General features: G+C 35.9%; 16 protein-coding genes. 1 reads left to right on the top strand and 15 read right to left on the bottom strand.

What is annotated here, in order from left to right; translation table 11 throughout:
* Positions 1 to 59: 59 nt before the first annotated feature.
* The 15 genes from galB to fucP all read right to left on the bottom strand — a co-directional run bounded on the left by galB (position 60) and on the right by fucP (position 18,937).
* Complete coding sequence (galB, locus tag LNP27_RS13935) at positions 60 to 2,609, bottom strand: beta-galactosidase GalB (RefSeq protein WP_229942242.1); 2,550 nt, start codon at positions 2,607 to 2,609, stop codon at positions 60 to 62.
* Between the two features lie 48 nt (positions 2,610 to 2,657).
* Positions 2,658 to 3,986, bottom strand: a complete 1,329-nt coding sequence (locus LNP27_RS13940; protein ID WP_229942243.1) for an alpha-L-fucosidase — start codon at positions 3,984 to 3,986, stop codon at positions 2,658 to 2,660.
* A gap of 246 nt (positions 3,987 to 4,232) precedes the next feature.
* Entirely contained in the window at positions 4,233 to 5,012 is a 780-nt protein-coding gene (locus tag LNP27_RS13945) for an L-fucose dehydrogenase (protein WP_229942244.1), read from the bottom strand.
* 12 nt (positions 5,013 to 5,024) lie between these two features.
* The gene (locus LNP27_RS13950; RefSeq protein WP_229942245.1) at positions 5,025 to 5,852 is read right to left on the bottom strand and encodes an amidohydrolase family protein; all 828 of its coding nucleotides are present in this window, start codon (positions 5,850 to 5,852) and stop codon (positions 5,025 to 5,027) included.
* Positions 5,849 to 6,187, bottom strand: coding sequence for an L-rhamnose mutarotase (locus LNP27_RS13955; RefSeq protein WP_229942246.1), 339 nt, complete (start codon positions 6,185 to 6,187; stop codon positions 5,849 to 5,851). The genes LNP27_RS13950 and LNP27_RS13955 overlap by 4 nt, the downstream gene beginning before the upstream one ends.
* 3 nt (positions 6,188 to 6,190) lie before the next feature.
* Entirely contained in the window at positions 6,191 to 7,045 is an 855-nt protein-coding gene (locus LNP27_RS13960; RefSeq protein ID WP_229942247.1) for a fumarylacetoacetate hydrolase family protein, read from the bottom strand.
* A gap of 13 nt (positions 7,046 to 7,058) precedes the next feature.
* Positions 7,059 to 8,390 carry an alpha-L-fucosidase gene (locus LNP27_RS13965; protein WP_229942248.1) on the bottom strand — a complete coding sequence of 444 codons (1,332 nt, stop codon included), beginning with the start codon at positions 8,388 to 8,390 and terminating at the stop codon, positions 7,059 to 7,061.
* A 27-nt stretch (positions 8,391 to 8,417) separates the two neighbouring features.
* A complete protein-coding gene (locus tag LNP27_RS13970) occupies positions 8,418 to 10,799 on the bottom strand; it encodes a family 20 glycosylhydrolase (RefSeq protein ID WP_229942249.1) in 2,382 nt (793 codons plus the stop codon).
* A 7-nt stretch (positions 10,800 to 10,806) separates the two neighbouring features.
* Positions 10,807 to 12,336, bottom strand: coding sequence for an alpha-L-fucosidase (locus LNP27_RS13975; RefSeq protein ID WP_229942250.1), 1,530 nt, complete (start codon positions 12,334 to 12,336; stop codon positions 10,807 to 10,809).
* Positions 12,337 to 12,420: 84 nt separating this feature from the next.
* A complete protein-coding gene (locus LNP27_RS13980) occupies positions 12,421 to 13,005 on the bottom strand; it encodes a LutC/YkgG family protein (protein WP_229942251.1) in 585 nt (194 codons plus the stop codon).
* 1 nt (position 13,006) lies between these two features.
* The gene (locus LNP27_RS13985) at positions 13,007 to 14,386 is read right to left on the bottom strand and encodes a lactate utilization protein B (protein WP_229942252.1); all 1,380 of its coding nucleotides are present in this window, start codon (positions 14,384 to 14,386) and stop codon (positions 13,007 to 13,009) included.
* A gap of 4 nt (positions 14,387 to 14,390) precedes the next feature.
* Positions 14,391 to 15,128, bottom strand: a complete 738-nt coding sequence (locus LNP27_RS13990; RefSeq protein WP_229942253.1) for a (Fe-S)-binding protein — start codon at positions 15,126 to 15,128, stop codon at positions 14,391 to 14,393.
* The gene (locus LNP27_RS13995; RefSeq protein ID WP_229942254.1) at positions 15,128 to 15,892 is read right to left on the bottom strand and encodes an SDR family NAD(P)-dependent oxidoreductase; all 765 of its coding nucleotides are present in this window, start codon (positions 15,890 to 15,892) and stop codon (positions 15,128 to 15,130) included. Before LNP27_RS13995 ends, LNP27_RS13990 begins: the two co-directional genes overlap by 1 nt.
* A gap of 27 nt (positions 15,893 to 15,919) precedes the next feature.
* Entirely contained in the window at positions 15,920 to 17,539 is a 1,620-nt protein-coding gene (locus LNP27_RS14000; RefSeq protein WP_229942255.1) for a UxaA family hydrolase, read from the bottom strand.
* Positions 17,540 to 17,593: 54 nt separating this feature from the next.
* Positions 17,594 to 18,937: an L-fucose:H+ symporter permease gene (fucP, locus tag LNP27_RS14005; protein WP_229942256.1), complete on the bottom strand. Its 1,344-nt coding sequence runs from the start codon at positions 18,935 to 18,937 to the stop codon at positions 17,594 to 17,596.
* Positions 18,938 to 19,053: 116 nt separating this feature from the next.
* On the opposite strand from fucP, the gene LNP27_RS14010 reads away from it, so the two are divergent.
* Complete coding sequence (locus LNP27_RS14010) at positions 19,054 to 19,920, top strand: AraC family transcriptional regulator (protein ID WP_229942257.1); 867 nt, start codon at positions 19,054 to 19,056, stop codon at positions 19,918 to 19,920.
* The last annotated feature ends 101 nt before the right edge of the window (positions 19,921 to 20,021 follow it).

Here is a 20,021-nt window from a genome sequence, read left to right on the forward strand (position 1 = left end):
AAAACAGAACCTATCTATATTGGAGAAAAACACGCCTTTAAATTCTATTTATTGATTTTCTATTTCACAGAAACTGTAACTTTTCCAGTCTCTAATCCATTACTTTTAGCAACTACAGTAAACTTTCCTTTTTGCCCTTTTTTAGCTTTTACAATTACTAAAGCCATACCGTTGAAAGCATTTCTTTCATGACTTTGAAACGGAGTAAAACTAGTTGCATCGCCATTATCGGTTGCCACAATTTCACCAGCACCTTCAATAGAAAACTCTATTAACGGATGCGTACGAGGAACTGTTAAACCTGCTGTATCAGTAACTTTTACTGTAATAAAAGCAAAATCAACATCATCAGCTGCAATAGTATTACGATCTACTGATAACGCTAGTTTTGAAGCTTCTCCTGTAGTTTTCACTACATCAGTTGCCCATTTTTTCCCATTTTTATACGCGACTACTTTCAATTCACCTGGAACATACTTAACATCATCCCAAATCAAACGGAAATCTACTCCTTGTTTTTTAGTTTTCTTACCAAGGCTTTTTCCATTTAAGAATAATTCTGCTGTATCACCTGAAGTGTAAACATGTACCGGAGTAATCGAATCCATTCTTTCTTTCCAGTTCCAATGCGGTAAAATATGCGCCATAGGCAATTCTGGTTTCCACTGAGATTGATAGCTATAAAAACGGTCTTTTGGGAAACCGGCTAAATCGATAATTCCAAAATAACTACTTCTTGACGGCGGATTTTTCTTTTTAATTTCTTCTAACTTTTTCTGTAATTCAGCCACTTTAGAAGGATCTGATCTAAAATTAAGCAGGTTCGTATCATCAGAATTATAAGGTGTAGGTTCTCCTAAATAATCAAAACCTGTCCATACATATTCCCCTAACATTTTTGGAAATTTAGCATTCGTTCTAAATTGCTCATCTGGAGTACATCCCCAACCTGGATGGGCAGTATCGTACGATGATATTTGCCAATTTTGATAATCATTACCAAAAAAGTATTCCCCACGAGAACTTACTGTCGAAGCAGTTTCACTTCCTAGAGTAGGCATATCTTTATAACGTGGATCAGCTTCCCATTTTGCTTGTTGACTAAAGAAATAGTTTACACCCATCAAATCTAAAGAAACTGGCGCACCTGCTTCGCGGCTTGCGTCTGGATCATTATATCCATTAGAAACTGGTCTTGTAGGATCTTCTCTTTTTACAATATCAGCCAAATGTTTCGTTATTTCGACATCTCTTTGCTGTGGCACTTCATTTCCTATCGACCAAATAAATACAGATGGATGATTGCGATCGCGGTGTATTAGTGCTTTCAAATCTTTCTCATGCCATTCGTCATAAATTTTATTGTAGTCATTTTTCTTTTTACCAACTTTCCAGTTATCAAAAGCTTCATCCCATACTAAAAATCCCATTTGGTCTGCTAATTCTAATAATTCGGGAGCAGGTGGATTGTGTGAAGTACGCAAAGAGTTTACTCCCATTTCCTTTTGGATTTTCAATTGTCTTCTCAAGGCACTAGTGTTTATAGCAGCTCCTAGGGCTCCTAAATCATGATGATTACAAGTTCCATTAATTACTACTTTCTTACCATTCAAAAGAAAACCTTTAGTCGCAGAAAATTCTATCGTACGAATCCCGAAAGGTGTATTGTAGCTATCTACTAATTTTCCGTTAATGCTAACAGTAGTTTGCGCCACATAACGATTTGGAGCCACAATATCCCATAATTTTGGATTCAAAACAGCAGTTTGAGTTTCAGTGACTACATTAGAATTTGGATTTATTGCAACCGTCACCGCTTTAGTTGCAGTCACTTTTTTCGTTGGTTTATTATTTATATCTAATTCAAAAAAACTAGTTTGTACTAAAGCATTCACTTTTTTATCCGATTGATTGTCAACCGTAACTGCCAGTTTTACTGTAGCTTTTTTACTTGTCACTTCTGGAGTTGTGATATAAGTACCCCAATGTCCTACGTGAACTGGATTTGTTTTTACCAACCATACGTGACGGTAGATTCCAGCTCCTGGATACCAACGAGAATCCCAATTTTCAGTATCAAGACGTACAGCGATTATATTTTCTTGACCTACTTTTATATAAGGCGTTAAATCCATACGGAAAGAACTATAACCATATGGCCATGTTCCAACGTACTGACCGTTTAACCAAATTTTGGCATTAGCCATCGCCCCGTCAAAATCGACAAAAATTTGCTTTCCCTGATCGTCAGCTGATACGGTAAAATGCTTGCGATACCATCCTATTCCTCTCCATGGGAGCTTTCCTGTTTCGCCAGTAATATCACTACGAAAAGGTCCTGCAATCGCCCAATCATGAGGAAGATTTAGTTTTTGCCATGTTGCATCTTTCTGGTTTGTACTTTCAAGATTTTTTGGCTCCTCCACTCTAGTTCCGTCAGGTTGTAATCCATAACGGGAATACAACCAACCTTGATCGAATGATTCTGTATTTACAGCACCCATTCTTTCAATAGTCTTATTATTTTGTGCTATAGTTAGAAAAGGAACAGTTAAACTTATCCCTACTAGAACTCTTATCAGCAACTGTAATCTATGCCTCTTTTTCATATTAATTAATTTAGTTTTATTTTTTTTTTGCTTTCAATCTGTTAGTAATTATTGTAATCCGCCTTGTCCTGTATATAATTTAATTGGCTTGTCTAATTTAACTTTTAACACAGTTACATACTGATCTAATGCACTTTCCGGCAAATCAATATAAACTAATCCTGGAACTGGACTCCATGAAATTTTACCAACAACCTTATGTGTTAACGCAACACCTGTTCCTACGGTTGTGATACTTTCAATTTTATTATCTAATCCTTTTAGCAATAAAGGTCCGGTTGCTTTTCCATACACAAATAAGTAAAGCGTTGTACTATCCTTTGATAATGTGGTTGGTCCGTAAAAATGTCCCAAATCTATTCCTGCAACAGTATTAAAAATACCTTCGCCATTTCTTTTATTCCAAGCTCCTAGCTCTTTCAATATATGTACTTCTTGCTCTGGAATGCTTCCATCTTCTTTTGGTCCAATATCTAACAATAGATTTCCACCATTAGAAACTGCATCTACAAAAATGGTAATTACCTCGTAAGGTGTTTTCCAGTTTTGATCTTGTGGTTGGTATCCCCAGTTGTCATTTATAGTCATACACAATTCCCACCATTTGAAAGTAGGTCTTTTAACTGGAAAATTTTGCTCTGGCGTATCATAATCACCATACCCTTGTAATCGTCCGTTTATAATTGTATTTGGATTTCGAGCCAACATAATTTGGCGAACCTTTTGTGATTCCCACTCTTCAGCAGAATGCTCCCAGTCTCCATCAAACCACCACAAATCAGGATTAAACTTCTCGCTGATCTCTTTTATTTGTCCTTGAAAAAAACTTCTGAACTTATTCCATCTCCCATAATCATTGGCAATTTTGTATCGTGAACTGTCTTTTAGAAAGCCCGGATAATCCTTATTTGTCCAGTCAATTAAGGAGAAATAAGCACCTGTTTTTATATTGCGTTTACGCAATTCTTCAAAAAATGGTTTTACCATATCTCTTTTGGCCGGAGTGGCTTTTACAGAACTTAAATTATTCATTTTAGTATCGTACATGGCTACTCCGTCATGATGTTTTGTAGTAATAACAGAATATCGCGCTCCACTTTCTTGAACTAAATCAGCCCAATAAGCAGGATCGTAATTTTTAAGTGTAAATCCCTTTACTTGTTTCATGTAGTCAGGGTGCGAAATTAATTTGTTGTGAAAACTCCAAGATTCACCAATTCCGTTTACTGAATAAATACCCGTATGAATAAAAATTCCCAATTTAGCATCTGCAAACCATTGCATCTTATCTTTGATCGTATTAGGATCAATTTTATTTTGTGCTTTGGCACAGAATAAAGCTCCGCTAAACAGAGCTAATAGTATTATTTTTTTCATATTCTTCTAAATATTTATGATTAAACGAATTTACTAAAACGATTTTGCAAAACAAATAAAAACACTTTAATCGAGTAATAAAATCATAGTCAAGCTTTTATTACCTCAATTTTCACCTTACTAAAAATAGGATATTGATTTTATAAAACGGCACTACAACAGTAATCCTGGTAAGCATATAAATCATACACTTTCCAAGATTTATTTTTAAACTCTTTTGCTAAAGTAAAAAATTATTTTACCCTACTATATACTTCGATCCAAATGGGTATAACCTCCGTCTACATAAATCAATTGTCCAGTAGTATGACTGGATTTTTCGGACAAGAGAAAAACCACCATATTGGCAATTTCTTCAGCTGTTGTCATTCTGTTTTCAAACGGAATTTTATCAGTAATTTGTTTTAATTTTTCCTCTGGATTTTCAAAAGTTTGAATCCATGTATTGTATAATGGTGTGTAGCATTCAGCTACAATTACTGCATTCACACGAATACCATATTTCAATAATTCAACTGCCCATTCTCTGGTTAAAGCATTACGTCCTCCATTAGAAGCTGCATAAGCAGAAGTGCCACCTTGTCCCGTATCAGCTGTTTTTGAACCTATGTTAACCATACTGCCTTTTGATTTTTTCAGTTCAGGTAAAGCATGATGCGCCATTAAATAATAATGAACCAAGTTTTTATGCAGAGACTCGATAAAAGAATTGTAATTTCCGTTTTCTAAACCTACGCCATCATTGACTCCTGCGTTATTTACGAGCCCATCGATACGACCAAACTCAGCAACAATTTGCTTTATTGCATTTTCACAATCTTCCGGTTTTGTCAATTCAGCAACTACGGATTTTGCTATTCCACCAGCAGCTTCAATTTCTTTTATCGCGAGCTGATTGTCACTGTCTTTTCTTCCGATAATAACAGGGATTGCACCTTCTAAAGCCAGAACTTTACAAATCCCCAAACCAATCCCTTTGGCACCACCAGTTACAATAATTATTTTATTTTCTAAATGTAAATTCATTTCTGTTTCCTTTTATAAATTATAAAATTTAATGGCGTTTCCACCCCAAATTTTATGCTGCTCTTCCTCCGAAAATTTGGAAAAATAATTTTTAACAATAGCTGAAGATTGCTCATAAGATGCTGCTAATAAACTTACCGGCCAATCACTTCCGAACATTAATCGTTCTATTCCAAAATTACCAACTAAAACATCCAAACAATAATTGAAATCTTCTGCTTTCCAATTCTTCCAATCCGCTTCCGTGACCATTCCAGAAAGCTTACAAAATACGTTTTTATAGGTTGCTAATTCCCTAATTCCATTTTCCCAATTCGTAAAGTTAGCTTCCTTAAAATTCGGCTTTGCCAAATGATCAATCACGAAATTTTGTTTTGGAAAACGTTTCACAAACTCAGCAGCAACAGACAAATGCTTAGGTAAAATCAACAGATCATAAGTAAAATTATACTTCTCCAACTGCGCTATACCATTACAAAAATCAGCTCTTCGTAAAAAATCGTCCTCAGATTCTCCTTGAACAATATGCCGAAAACCTTTCAATTTTTCGAACTGTGAAAAATACTGCAATCGCTCTTCTATATCCTTCGACCTAAAATCGACCCAACCCACAACTCCCATGATAAAATCATTTTCTTGAGCAAGTTGGAGTAAAAAACGGGTTTCGGTTTCACTTTGATCTGCTTGTACAGCAATACAGCCATCAATATCGTTTTTCTGCAACAAAGGAAGTAAATCAGCAGGCATAAAATCCTGCTGAATCACTTTCATATCGTCACTTATCCAAGCATCTTTTATAGGATGATAGTTCCAAAAATGTTGATGGCTGTCTATTTTCATTTCAATTCAAATATTTTCTCCATAAGCATCCACTTTTCGCCAGCTTTAGCCCAAGGCAATGCTTGTTGAAATTTCCACATTAATGCTTCCCATTCTTGTACTTTAGGATTATTGGCATCATTTTTTGACTTTTCATCAAATGAAAATGTTTCATTTGCCTCGATAATCATAAACATTCTATTACCCACGCCATAAATATCAAGCACCTCAATTCCAGAATCTTTAATACTTTTTGTAATCTCCGGCCAAATATTTTGATGATAGGATTTGTATTCTGCCATCAACTGTGCATCATAAATTAAATCTAATGCTAAACAATATTTTTGTGCTGCCATAATTTATTTAGTATACGCTTTCGCTACTTGTTTACTAGAACCTAAACCGTCCATTCCTAACTCAATAACATCTCCCGCTTTGATGTAAATAGGATCTGGCTTAATTCCTAATCCTACACCTAGAGGCGTTCCTGTACTGATAATATCGCCTGGAAGCAAAGTCATAAACTGACTTAAATAATGCACTAAAAAGGGAATTTTGAAAACCAAATTCGAAGTATTACTATTTTGGAACTTCTTTCCGTTTACAGTCAACCACATCGGAATATTATTCACGTCATCGATTTCGTCTTGAGTAGCCAAAAAGGGGCCAAGTGGCGCAAACGTATCACAACCTTTTCCCTTTGCCCATTGCCCTCCCATTTCAATTTGAAAGGCTCTTTCGCTATAGTCATTCAATAAAGCGTAACCAGCCACATAATCTAAAGCATCCGCTTCTTCAACATAGCTCGCTTTTTTCCCAACCACAAAAGCCAATTCAATTTCCCAATCCGTTTTTGTACTGTTTTTTGGAATAATTAAATCATCATCTGGACCGCATAAAGAAGTAGTCGATTTGAAAAAAATAATGGGCTCCGTTGGTATTGGTGCACCTGTTTCTCTACAGTGATCCACATAATTTAATCCGATACAGATTATTTTTGAAGGTCTAGCTACAGGTGAACCCAATCTAATATTTTCATCTACTTCTGGTAAAACTGGATTGGTATCCAAAGCTGCTTTTAATGTTTCTAATCCATTATTCTCAAAGAAAGATTCGTTATAATCGGAAACAATTCCTGACACATCGTATCTTTTATCGTTGATTATAACTCCTGGTTTTTCTTGTCCTTCTGCTCCAAATCGTATAAGTTTCATTTGTATAAATTTTTTATTTTAATTGTAATTCTATAATCGTATCAATAGGATCTAATGTAATTCCTTCTAAATAAACATAAGTTCCTTCTGGTTTCACTTTAAATTTTAATGCTTTTTTAGTAGTGAGCAAATTGCATTTTACTATTTTATTTTTCATCTGTGGAATCAAAATAAAAGAACTATCCTTCGGTGTATTAATGATATGAGCATAGGCAGTTTTTTCTTTTTTAGTCACTACACCCCAATCTTGCGCCTTTATTATTCCGCCTCTGGTACCGTAAATGCTTTGTCCATTTACATTCATCCAATCCCCTATTTCTTTCAAAGTAGCAACGAATTCTGGTTGAATGGTTCCATCCGGCATTGGACCTACATTTAGCAACAAATTAGCATTGAGACCCGCGGCATTTACCATATAGTGAATTAAATCTTTAGTTGATTTGTATTTCTTATCGGTAATATTAAAACCCCAGGAATCATTCATGGTTTGACAAGTTTCTAATGGCAATTGCGAGATGGACTGCCCTCCAAAACCTGTCGAATTTCCTCCAGGCAAGTCTTTTTCAAAAGCTTGAAAATCTTCACCAGCAATTGGTAACAGATGATGGTTATTAGATATCAAACATTGCGGTTGCAAGGAATGTATTAATTTATAAATCTCATCATAATGCCAGTCTACTTTTGATTTTAAAGTTTTGTCTTGGTCGTTATCCAATTGATCCCAATGGCCGTCAAACCAAATTCCATCAATTTTTCCGTATTCGGTCAGCAACTCGGTCAATTGTGCCTTCATAAAACGGATGTAGCTATCCCAATCACTTTTTTGAGTTCGCCCTGTTCCTTGTCCAGTTTTCCCAGTTTCGTATTGATAATCGCTTCGGTACCAATCCAACAAAGAATAATATAAAAACAACTTGATTCCTTCTTTGTGGCATTCGTCAGCCAATTGTTTTAAGGCATCTTTGCCGTAAGGCGTATTTGTAATTTTCCAATCGGATTGTTTGGTGTCCCAATTGCTGAAACTGTCGTGATGGCGCGTGATAAACGTAATGTATTTCATTCCGCCCGCTTTGGCTGTAGCTACCCATTTCTTAGCATCAAAATTTTGTGGATTGAAAACATTTATTAGGCGTCCGTATTCATTCACTCCAATGTTCCGATTGTTCATCACCCATTCACCATCACCCAAGACGCTCGATGCTCCCCAATGAATGAACATCCCTAGTTTCATGTCCTGAAATTCCTCTCTTGCTGCCAAGTTCTCAGCAGTGGGTGTGTACGTTTGTGCTTGCAATCCTATTGAAATAAAAAAACAAAACAGCAAGCGTGAAAATAATTTTCTCATTTTGGTTATGGTTTTTTGGTAGTTATTTTATTCTTCTTCTTTTATGGCTTGAATTTGTGTTTTTGACAAAATCGTATTGAATACTTTTAAATCTTTCATTTTTCCTTTAAAAGAATTATGACTGTCTCCAATTGTATTTAAAGGACAAAACAAGGTTTTCATTACCCAAATCGAATCGTTTTTATGGCCGGTCGGAATTTTTTCTCTGGTAAGTTTTTGGGCTAATTCACCGTTTACATATAATGTCGTTGAATTATTATCTCCTGTAATGGCAACGCTAGTCCACTTGTTTTCAGGAATTGCAACTCCAAAATCGTAATCCTTTCCTTCATGTGAGAAACCGATATTTGATGTATTGCCTTGTTTTAATTTTACCGTAGCATGTTTCGATTGAAAAAGTACCGCATTTGGAGGATTATTTCCGGAAGGATTTATTTTAAAACTAACGGTATAATTATATCCAATCTCGTTGTACGGAAGCTTTGCATAACTAGTGTTTTCTTTAAAATGTAACACTTTGCGTTTTCCATCAGAAACATATTTTACACTTTCTTTTTCTTTAATCTGATCCTTTCCTTTCAAAGTATAATTCAAAACCAAAGAATCTTTAGACTTGATTATTCCTCTTAAATTCAAACCCGGACCTTCATTGATTTTTTTGGCTTTAGCTGAAAAATCATTAAAATCGACTGCCGTATTTGTGCCACTCCACATTTTCTCGCTCAACACCTGAATTGCTGGAAACACTCTGTCGGTAACATCTTGAGCGGTGATTCCGTTTTTAGCAACATCATTCCAAACTGCAAACATTCCACCTCTGATAAAAGGATCTCCGCTTTTGAAAATCACATTGCCAATTGTTAGCGGTTCCCAAGTAGCATACAAATGTTCTATATTCAAATAGTCATAGTAATATCCAGCCGCAGGAACGATGTACAACAAGCCATCGGGTGTGCTAATTAAAGGATAACCCAATTCTTTCATTTTCAAAGGATCGGCATAACCATTGTACCAAGCATTCATTGTAACTCCTTTTGAAGTTACGGGAGTAGTACCTTGTGCGTGTGTCAAAGCACCCCAAACGCGAACATCCTTACCAAAACCCTGCAAGTATTTTATAAAATGATCGGTAAATTTTCTAAAAGCTTCTGCCTCTTTTTTATCGTATTCGTCGGTGCCAATATGCACTTCCTTAAAACGAAATACCGGATTTTCTCCTTCTAAATATTCTTTGAATATATTTTCTACAATGGTATACGTTTCAGGATTTTTTATGTCTAAATGGTCTTTACCATATTCCTTGCTTGCAATTTGCGGAAATGCTTTGGAAATCGCCAAGGAATGTGCAGGAACATCAATCTCTGGAATTATATTGATACCATAACTTTCTGCCAATACTTGCAAATCAATAAATTCTTTCTTAGTATAAAATTCACCTTTAGTAGGCAGTTGCGGATAACGTTCGTTTTCCAATCGAAAACCGCTATACGTACTTTCCCAATCGTTGTTATAATGTTTTACAAATGCATTATCGTTCAGGTGCAACTGAAAATCGCCCATTTTATAATACGACATCAGCTTAACATAATCGCGTAAAAAATCAATCTTAAAGTATTTTCTTCCTACATCCAGCATAAAACCACGCACCTCATATTTAGGATAATCTCTTGAAATTCCTCTTGGTAACGAACGCATGGTAGCATCTTGTTCCAATATTTGCAAAATACTGCGCGTTCCCCAAAAAGCTCCCTTATATTGAGCCGCATGGATAGAAACATACTCTTTTATCGAAAGGAAATAACCTTCGGCTCCCAATTCTGCTGTATTTCCATCCAATGACATAAAAATGTCTCCCGCTTTCGGAATTCCTACAATAACAGCTGGTTTTAGTTTAGTTAATTCGAATAAATCGTTTTGAAAAACCGTTGCGGCTGGCACTAATGTAGTTGCATATTTGGCATCCACCACAATTCTGGATTTCGTTGTTAGCACCAAATTACCTTCAGTTCCCACCCACTCTCTTAATGAAGGAATAACAAAAGGCTTTGCATTTCCCATTTGATTTGAATGGCTTCCTTTGACCTCAACAGCAACTGGAATTTCAATAGTTGATTGGTCTTTTTCTTTAGTTGCTTTAAACAATAAATTAACCTTCATATTGTTTAAAGGAGTAAATACAGCACCGCTTTTTGTTACCACCGAAAGATTATCAGAACCAATTAATTGCAGGCTAAAACCTTCGGGAGCAACTGGCATTTTATAGTTTGAAATTCCTTTGTTTATAACTGGCTGAACGATAATTTTATCGGTTAGAAAAATAGAATCCAATTTACTCATTTTGGTCTGAGCCGATCCTTCGATTCCAATTAAAATAATAGAAATCAATAAAGCATACTTTTTATAAATCATAATTTTATTATTCGTTTTTCTTTTCAAAATAAAGTCCTATTTCTGCCAAAGCAGGTTGTAATCTTGCAGATTCAATACTCAATCTCACCTTAGAAGCCGTTATCGCAGGAAACTCTAGTAATCGTTTGTAACCAATAGTGGTTCCTTCAGTTGCTTTTTTCCATTGATTATTGTCCCAATATTCTAAAATAAACTTTTCAACTCTTTGTCCCTTTCTAATATTTTCTTGAAGCAATAAAACATTGAACGTTTTTTCTCCTTTTAAATCCATTTCAACTGCATTATCATTTCCTTTCATTGAAAATGTATGATCTGTAGCATCGTTTCCATCTAATAAAGGCTTTATTTTTTTAACCTTCCCAATGGCTTTTGCATTCTTCAACAAATTCACTTTGAAAATCTCATCCAACTTTCCTCTCCATTCTTTTAGAGCCTTAACATCATAATCTGTAAACAAACCTCTTTTGTCTGGTGGAATATTCAACAATAAAACACCATTTCTTCCTACCGAATGAAAGTAAATCTCTTTTAGATATTCTGGCGTTTTAACTTTTTTGTCTTCTGATTCGTGGTAAAACCATCCCGGACGAATCGATACATCTGTTTCGGCAGGATACCATTTTAAGGCATCTCCATCTTTTAGTTGACGGCGACTGCCCAAAACATTGCCCATCATATCTCCTGCTGGCGGCGTATCCACTTTTGTTTGAGAACCATTATCGGTTTTACTCTTTTTACCAACAGGGACTACGCTCCATTCTTCCTCACGCCCGTGTCCGGTTTCAGTACCTACCCAACGTACATCAGGACCAGAAACTGCAATTACTGCTTGAGGTTGCAATTTTCGAATCAAAGCATACCATCTTTCAAAATCATATACTTGTTTCTTTCCATTAGGACCTTCTCCATTGGCTCCATCAAACCAAACCTCATCTACTTGTCCGTATTGCGTCAATAATTCAGTAAGTTGAGCAACCATAACATCATTATAAGCCTCGGTACCATAAGTAGGATGATTTCTATCCCAAGGCGAAACATAAACTCCAAATCCAACTCCAAGTTCTTTGCAAGCATCAGCAACTTCTTTCACAACATCGCCTTTACCGTCTTTCCAAGGACTTTTTTTCAAGGAATACTCTGTCGTTTTTGTTGGCCATAAGCAAAAACCATCATGGTGTTTAGCGGTAATAATAACTTGTTTGATTCCGGCATCCTTCGAGGCTTTAACCCATTGTTTTGCATCCAATGCTGTTGGATTAAATAACTTAGGATCATCTTTACCTTCTCCCCATTCCCTTCCGGTAAAAGTGTTGATTCCAAAATGAATAAAGCCAGTTAATTCTAATTTCTGCCAACGTAATTGTTGAGGCGTTGGAACAATATTAGCAGCAATATCCACTAATTCCTTTTCAGTCATTGAAGGATTAATTACTACAAAGTTTTTTTGTTGCGCATAACCCGAAAATGCAATTGATGAAAAAGCCAAACTTAATAGTGTTCGCTTAAAACGATTTGTACCTGAATAATTTTTTATCATTTCTTTCTATATTTTTATTAAGATTTATTTTTTAAAAATTACTATTAACCTATGTAATTGATATTGATATTTATTTTCATCTTTTTATTCAATAATATAAACCTTTGCACTTCTGGCACCATGTGCACCAATTACCAAAGATTGCTCAATGTCAGCCGTTTTTGAAGGACCAGCAATAAAAACTCCGAAACCTTCAGCTCCCGCCTTAATTTTATCGTAAGCATGATGCATTGTTGCTACAATGTCCTTTCTATCGACTACTAACACCAGATGCTGACAAATAAAAGGCAACAATCTATTCTTCATTTGACTTTCATCAACCCACACTGCACCATTTTCTGCAACTGCAACAGTTCCTTTGATATAAGCACGCTCCACTTTTTCTAATTCAAAAGCTGAACTAGCACTATTATTTTCTTCGTTAGAATTTTCTCCAGTAATGGTATCAATAATACAATTACCAGTAGCTTTATCTACTCTAATTCTTTCTTTCAAAATCTCTAAATTCGGAAGCATTTCTGTCGTACCTCCTATGCTTTCTAAAACCGTTTTAAACTGCACAAAATGATCAGTATAGTTAATGACAGCAGCACGTTCTATTTCTGGAAGCGGCACTAAAGTAGGCTGATTAGTTGCAATAGCCTTCAATATATTTTCTCTTGAACTCATACTATTCCTTTAGTTTTATTTTTCCATTTTTCAAATACCACTCTCTAAATGATTCTTTTGGCGGTTCAGGCATTTCTCTTTGTTTGTACCAAGGATTTAATTTATTATTAGTCAAAGCTGGAAATGTTTTCATCATTTTTATACCCATTTTACCAGCAAAACGATATAATTTTGGTTTTGACAATAAAAAAGCCATTCCCTCCATTCCTATTTTTTTGCTTGTAGCAACATAACCTTCGGCAACAATAACTTGTCTCCATTTCCATAACTGCTCATGGATATTAATTTTCACCGGACAAACATTGGTACAACTGCCACATAAAGTAGATGCAAATGGCAAATCAGCATTGGCTTTCATGTCTAAATTTGGATTCAGAATAGAACCAATAGGTCCAGCCACGGCAGTATGATAACTGTGACCGCCACTGCGTCTGTAAACCGGACAAGTATTGAAACAGGCCGCGCAACGAATGCATTTTAACGAATTTCTGAAGTCTTCTCGACCCAATTGTCGGCTGCGACCGTTATCTACAATGACAAGGTGCATTTCCTGATTAGGTCTGGGTTTGTGAAAATGACTCGAATACGTGGTAATCGGTTGTCCAGTGGCACTTCTTGCCAATAATCTCAAGAACACAGCAAGGTGTTCGGCTTTGGGAATAATTTTTTCGAAACCCATGCAGGCAATATGTACGGGAGCGGTATGAGCGCCCATATCAGCATTTCCTTCATTGGTACAAACCACAAAACCACCAGTTTCGGCGATGGCAAAATTGACTCCGGTAATCGCTAATTCGGACTGAACAAACTTATGGCGCAAGTGTTGTCTTGCAGCTTCGGTTAAATATTGTGGGTCATTATTTCCTTTTTCTGTTTGTAAATGCTCATGAAAAGTTTCGCTAACATCCTCTCTTTTTAAGTGAATTGCCGGCAATACAATATGACTTGGTGGTTCTTTTCGGAACTGAACGATACGCTCACCAAGATCTGTATCGACTACTTCAATTCCGTGCTCCTGCAAATATTCATTCAAATGACATTCCTCCGTAAGCATGCTTTTACTCTTCACAATTTTTTGAATCTTGTGTTTGCGGATTATATCGTGAATTATTTTATTATGCTCTTCACCATCAGCAGCCCAATGCACCATGATTCCATTGGCTTTTGCCTTTTCTTCAAATTCAGTTAAATAATTATAAAGATTAGAAAGCGTATGATTTTTTATCTGCGAAGCCCATTCTCTTAGTTGCTCCCATTCTGGCAAACCATGCGCCGCCTTGTCCCGCTTTTCACGAACAAACCACAAAGTATCGTCGTGCCAATTGGTTCTTGGCTCGTCAGCTATAAATTTTTCCGCTAAGTCAGCATGCGTTTTTTTCATCTTTTTATAAACTGCTATTCAATATCTCAGCAATATGAATGGTTCGTACTTTACTTCCTTGTCTTTTTAAAATTCCTTCTAAATGCATCAAACAACTGGTATCTCCACCAGTAATATAATCCACATTGTTGTCATCGTGCTCGACAATTCTATCTTTACCCATTTTGACACTTACGGCTTCTTCGAACACACAAAAAGTCCCTCCAAAACCACAGCATTCATCGCTTCGTTTTGTCTTAGACAATTGAATGCCTTTTACCATCGATAACAATTGTTCGGGTTTAGAAAATTGAGGCAACATTCTTTCGGTCATCGAAGAAAGTCCTAATCCTCTCTGTCCGTGGCAACTATTGTGCAAACCAACTTTATAAGGAAAACGAGCATTTAGTTTTTCAACTTTTAAAATATCAGTCAAAAATTCAGTTAGCTCATAAACATTCTTTCTAATTTGCTCTACTTTTTCCGGATGTAAATCGTCTTTTAAATGCTCCTTTACATGCAAAACACAACTTCCGGAAGGCGCTACTATATACTCAAACCCATCAAAATTTTTAATAAAATTAGTATCACAACCTTTGCTTGATGTAGCAAAACCGCTATTAGCCATAGGCTGGCCACAGCAAGTTTGTTCCAATGGAAAACTTACATCACAACCTAATTTTTCTAATAACTCCAAAGTAGCAATACCTACCTTGGGGTAAAACTGATCGATATAACAAGGTATAAATAAGGCGACCTTCATTAGTTATTTAATTTTATAAATCCACCATCAATAGGATAATCAGAACCCGTAATAAAACCAGCTTCATCACTGCAAAGAAACAAGGCAAGAGCGGCCACTTCATCTGGTTTGCCCATTCGTCCGATAGGTTGTGATTGAGATAATTTGTCGAAAATTTCAGCTTCTTTTCCTGGATACGTTTTTGATATAAATCCATCTACAAAAGGCGTGTGCACTCTTGCAGGAGAAATAGAATTACAACGGATATTCTCGTTCAAATAATCCTTTGCAACCGACAATGTCATTGCCATTACGGCACCTTTTGCTGTAGAATATGCGAATCGATCTGGAATTCCTACCCAGGCCGCAATAGAAGCCATATTTACAATTACACCGCCATTGCTTTTTCTAAATTGTGGAATCGCAGCATGCAAACAGTTGTAAACTCCTTTTACGTTTACATTCATAATACGATCAAAATCAGCCTCAGGAGTTGTATCTACTTTACCAATATGAGCAATTCCTGCATTGTTTACAAGAATATTAATCGCTCCAATTTTTTCAAAAGTGGCAATCACTTCTTGTTGATTAGCCACATTACAGGCATGCGAAAAAACTTTTCCACCGTTTGCCTTTATTTCGTCAAGAGCATCTTTAGCACTTTCGTCAGTTAATTCAAGAATATGAACCGTTGCTCCTTGTTTGGCAAATAAAGCCGAAATCGCTTTTCCTATTCCGCTACCGCCTCCGGTAACTACTGCAATTTTATTTTGTAATGAAAACATACTTTCTTTTTTAAGATTTTAAATATTTTACAACGAAACTCCCCGTTTCCACGGAATAAAATCGTCTTGATTTAACTGAACCGCTTTCGGGATAATTTCGCCACTGGCTGCTTTAATACAATATTCTAGAATATCTTCTCCCATTTCTTCAATTGATTTTTCACCACTAATAACTGGACCACAGTCAATATCAATAATATCACTCATTTTTTTAGCCAAAACGGAATTAGTCGCCACCTTAATCACCGGACAAACAGGATTTCCCGTTGGCGTCCCTAAACCTGTTGTAAACAAAATTAATGTGGCTCCAGCCGCAGCTTTACCAGTTGTTGCTTCTACATCATTTCCTGGCGTGCACACTAAATTCAATCCTGGTTTTGTAACGGGTTCTGTATAATCCAAAACATCTACTACTGGTGCCGTTCCACCTTTTTTGGCCGCACCAGCACTTTTGATAGCATCAGTAATCAATCCGTCCTTGATATTTCCAGGAGATGGATTCATGTGAAAACCAGAACCCACTTTGTGCGCCAAAGCATCATAAGATTGCATCAAATCGATAAACTTCTCCGCTGATTCTTTTGTGACACAACGGTCAATTAAATTCTGCTCTACACCACACAATTCAGGGAATTCTGCTAATAAAACTTTACCTCCTAAAGCTACTAACAAATCCGAAGTATAACCAACCGCCGGATTAGCAGAAACGCCACTAAAGCCATCGCTTCCTCCGCATTTCACACCTAAAACTAAATCGCTTAATGGTGCTGGAGACCTTCCTAACTTATTTATCTCTATCAATCCTTCAAATGTTTGTTTGATCGCATCAGCAATCAATTGCTCTTCACTAACAGTTTGTTGTTGTTCGAAAACAAGCAATGGTTTATCAAATGAAGGATTTTGTTTTTTAACATCGTTTACAAAATCTTGCACTTGCAAATGCTGACAACCCAAACTCAAAAGCGTAATTCCAGCTACATTAGGATGATTGGCATACGAAGCCAACAATGCGCTCAAAGTCGCCGAATCCTGACGCGTACCGCCACATCCTCCTTGGTGATTCAAGAATTTAATTCCATCAACGTTTTTAAACACGCGACTAGTGTTCGTATTTGGTGCAAGTTGGATGTTAACCGAATCCATATCTTCACCATTTTGGTATGCTTTCAACAACTGATTGGTATATTGAGTGTATTTATCACTCACAGAATAACCCAATTCGTTTTGCAATGCTTCTTTTATTACATCAAGGTTTCTGTTTTCACAAAAAACTGTTGGCACAAACAACCAATAATTAGCGGTTCCTACACGGCCGTCTTTTCTTTTATATCCCTTAAAAGTTCTATCCTTATACTTGGTTACATCTGGTGCTTGCCAAGAGTTTTTAACTTTTCTGTAGGCATAAGGTTCAGCAGCATGTTTAAGGTTTTCGATAGTCATCAAACTGCCTTTAGCAACATCAAACTGTACTTTTCCGACTAATACGCCGTACATAATAACCTCATCACCCGCTTTTAAATCTGTGGTATAAAATTTATGTTTTGCTTTAATTGTATTCTGAAGAACGAAAGTTTCTCCTTCAAAAATCACATCTTCATTTTGCGGTAAATCTGTTAAAGCCACCAAAACATTATCTTTTGGGTGCATTTTTATTACCAGTCTTTTCGTTTCATTATTTAACATAGTTGATATAAATAAAATTTATGCTTTATTAGCTTTGTGTCCGTTGAATGCGAATAATAATATTACTGAGAAACATACTAACGGAACTAAATACCCCATTTGAATACTTCCTGTAGCGTCAGAAATTAATCCTAAAACAGGAGGTAATAGCGCTCCGCCTACAATTGACATTACGATTAATGATGATCCAATTTTAGTATTATTTCCTAAACCGTCTATGCCCATTGAAAAGATAGTAGGGAACATAATACTCATAAAGAATGCAATAGAGATTAATGTATAAACTACAACCATCCCAGTTCCTGTAATGGCGAGGATTGTCAAAAAGATATTAATCATAGCATAGATGATCAACAATTTGCGAGGTTGAATGTATTGCATCAAAAATGTACCAGCAAAACGGCCTAACATAAACGCTAAACCAAAGAATCCTAAATATTTAGCAGCTGCTCCTTCTTCTATTCCAGCAGCAGTGGTTGCCATTTTAATAAAAAAGCTTCCTACACAAACTTGAGCGCCCACATAGAAAAACTGTGCTACAATTCCCCATCTTAATTTCATTGACTTAAGTGCACTCGAAAAACTAGATTCCCCAGCACCTTCGCTATCATTTTCTTTAACATCTGGCATCCTAGTGAAATAAACTAGTATTGTAACAACAAAAATGATCAGCCCTAAAACCAAGTAAGGCATCTTAACACTTGCCGCTTCTGATGCTAAATAAGCTTGTAAATCTACTGATGACATGCTTGCCATCTCAGCTTCTGTATAATTTTTACCAGACAATATCATTGGCCCTACAAAGGTAGGTGCTATAAAAGCAGCTAGCCCATTAAAAGATTGTGCAAAATTCAGTCGCTTAGTCGCAGTCTCTGGCGGACCTAATACAGTAACATAAGGATTTGCCGCAGTCTCTAAAAATGTTAAACCACAAGCGATAATAAATAGCGCACCAAGAAAATAAACGTATTGTAACGAATTTGCCGCTGGCACAAAAAGAATCGATCCAATACCAAAAAGCACTAAACCAATTAAAATCCCTGTTTTATAACCATATTTACGGGCTACGAATCCCGCAGGCAATGCCATAGCAAAATAGGCAATAAAAACAGCGGAGTCAACTAGCGAGGATTCTAAATCTGTTAAGTTGAAAGCTTTTCGCAAATGCGGAATCAAAATAGGATCTAGATTATGAACAAATCCCCAAAAGAAAAACAAGCTAGTCACTAACATAAATGGAAAAAGCCACTTTTTTGATTCAGTAGAGTCCTCATTTCCTTTTTTATCACAAGAAAATTTACTTTCTTGCAAATCAATATTTACAGCGCTTTTTTGTGGACCCAACTGAGAATTTAATGCCATACCTATTTTTTTTATTAAATTTATAATTATTTGGAAGTCGAAAGTTATAATAATTACGATATACTAATTAATCCGATATTATCTTTGTTTAATTACTATTTACCCATACAACAGTAATGAAAATCGAAAAAACTAAAATAACTCCTTACTTAAACACCTCAATTTCTGTAATTTCCAGAGAAGAGACATTTTTTCAATCTCCTTTTCATTCGCATCCAGAACTTGAATTAGTGTATATTAAGGAGAGCTTTGGCAAGAGGATCATTGGGAATTCTGTAGCTCCTTTTGAATCTGGAGACATGGTCTTTTTAGGTTCTGATATTCCTCATGTCTGGCTGAACGATGAAATGTATTACCAAGAAGTTAATGACTTAAAAGCTAAAGCGATTGTCGTTTATTTTAATAAAGAACTCTTTGGCACTACATTTTACGAACTTAAAGAAGTTCAAAAAATAAAAACGCTCTTCAATAATGGCATCCGAGGCCTAGCTATACACGGTAAAACCAATAAAAAAATTGCAAAAAAACTTGAGAAACTCGTTCACAAAAAAAAATTCGAAATTATCATTGGATTGTTTGAAATCCTATCTATTCTCTCTGAAAGCACCGATCTAACTTTTGTAAATAACGAAGCCTATTCGCCTGCTACTAATCAAAACACAAATGACCGATTGTCAGATGTTTTTATTTTTATAAAAGAACATTATAAGAAAGATATTTCATTAATCGAAATTGCTAAAATTGCCAATCTTACTCCTACCTCGTTCTGCAGAATGTTTAAAGTTAAAGCTAAAAAAAGCTTTGTAGAATACCTAAATGAAGTCCGTATTGCTAATGCTTGCAAATTCCTAATAGAAACCGACTTGGGAATATCTGAAATCGCTTATGAATGCGGTTATAAAACTGCTTCTAATTTCAACAAAATTTTTAAAAAGTTAAATGGAGTAACGCCAGGAGAGTATAAGAAGAACACAGAAAACTAACTTCCTCTCGCTCAAAATATCCTACAATCATTTGTTTAAGTAAAAAAAGAACCTTTATTGCACTAGCTTTAAAGGTTTTTTCTGCTACATCTTATTTTCAA

Origin of the sequence: Flavobacterium galactosidilyticum (assembly GCF_020911945.1) — a bacterium.
Taxonomy (GTDB): domain Bacteria; phylum Bacteroidota; class Bacteroidia; order Flavobacteriales; family Flavobacteriaceae; genus Flavobacterium; species Flavobacterium galactosidilyticum.

Coding starts and splice junctions, on each gene's coding strand:
- LNP27_RS13990 (WP_229942253.1), bottom strand. CDS start 15,128: ATGAAGGTCGCCTTATTTATACCTTGTTATATCGATCAGTTTTACCCC.
- LNP27_RS13955 (WP_229942246.1), bottom strand. CDS start 6,187: ATGGCAGCACAAAAATATTGTTTAGCATTAGATTTAATTTATGATGCA.
- LNP27_RS13995 (WP_229942254.1), bottom strand. CDS start 15,892: ATGTTTTCATTACAAAATAAAATTGCAGTAGTTACCGGAGGCGGTAGC.
- LNP27_RS13985 (WP_229942252.1), bottom strand. CDS start 14,386: ATGAAAAAAACGCATGCTGACTTAGCGGAAAAATTTATAGCTGACGAG.
- LNP27_RS13945 (WP_229942244.1), bottom strand. CDS start 5,012: ATGAATTTACATTTAGAAAATAAAATAATTATTGTAACTGGTGGTGCC.
- LNP27_RS13975 (WP_229942250.1), bottom strand. CDS start 12,336: ATGATAAAAAATTATTCAGGTACAAATCGTTTTAAGCGAACACTATTA.
- LNP27_RS13950 (WP_229942245.1), bottom strand. CDS start 5,852: ATGAAAATAGACAGCCATCAACATTTTTGGAACTATCATCCTATAAAA.
- LNP27_RS13980 (WP_229942251.1), bottom strand. CDS start 13,005: ATGAGTTCAAGAGAAAATATATTGAAGGCTATTGCAACTAATCAGCCT.
- LNP27_RS13960 (WP_229942247.1), bottom strand. CDS start 7,045: ATGAAACTTATACGATTTGGAGCAGAAGGACAAGAAAAACCAGGAGTT.
- LNP27_RS14000 (WP_229942255.1), bottom strand. CDS start 17,539: ATGCACCCAAAAGATAATGTTTTGGTGGCTTTAACAGATTTACCGCAA.
- LNP27_RS14010 (WP_229942257.1), top strand. CDS start 19,054: ATGAAAATCGAAAAAACTAAAATAACTCCTTACTTAAACACCTCAATT.
- LNP27_RS13965 (WP_229942248.1), bottom strand. CDS start 8,390: ATGAGAAAATTATTTTCACGCTTGCTGTTTTGTTTTTTTATTTCAATA.
- LNP27_RS13970 (WP_229942249.1), bottom strand. CDS start 10,799: ATGATTTATAAAAAGTATGCTTTATTGATTTCTATTATTTTAATTGGA.
- LNP27_RS13940 (WP_229942243.1), bottom strand. CDS start 3,986: ATGAAAAAAATAATACTATTAGCTCTGTTTAGCGGAGCTTTATTCTGT.
- galB (WP_229942242.1), bottom strand. CDS start 2,609: ATGAAAAAGAGGCATAGATTACAGTTGCTGATAAGAGTTCTAGTAGGG.
- fucP (WP_229942256.1), bottom strand. CDS start 18,937: ATGGCATTAAATTCTCAGTTGGGTCCACAAAAAAGCGCTGTAAATATT.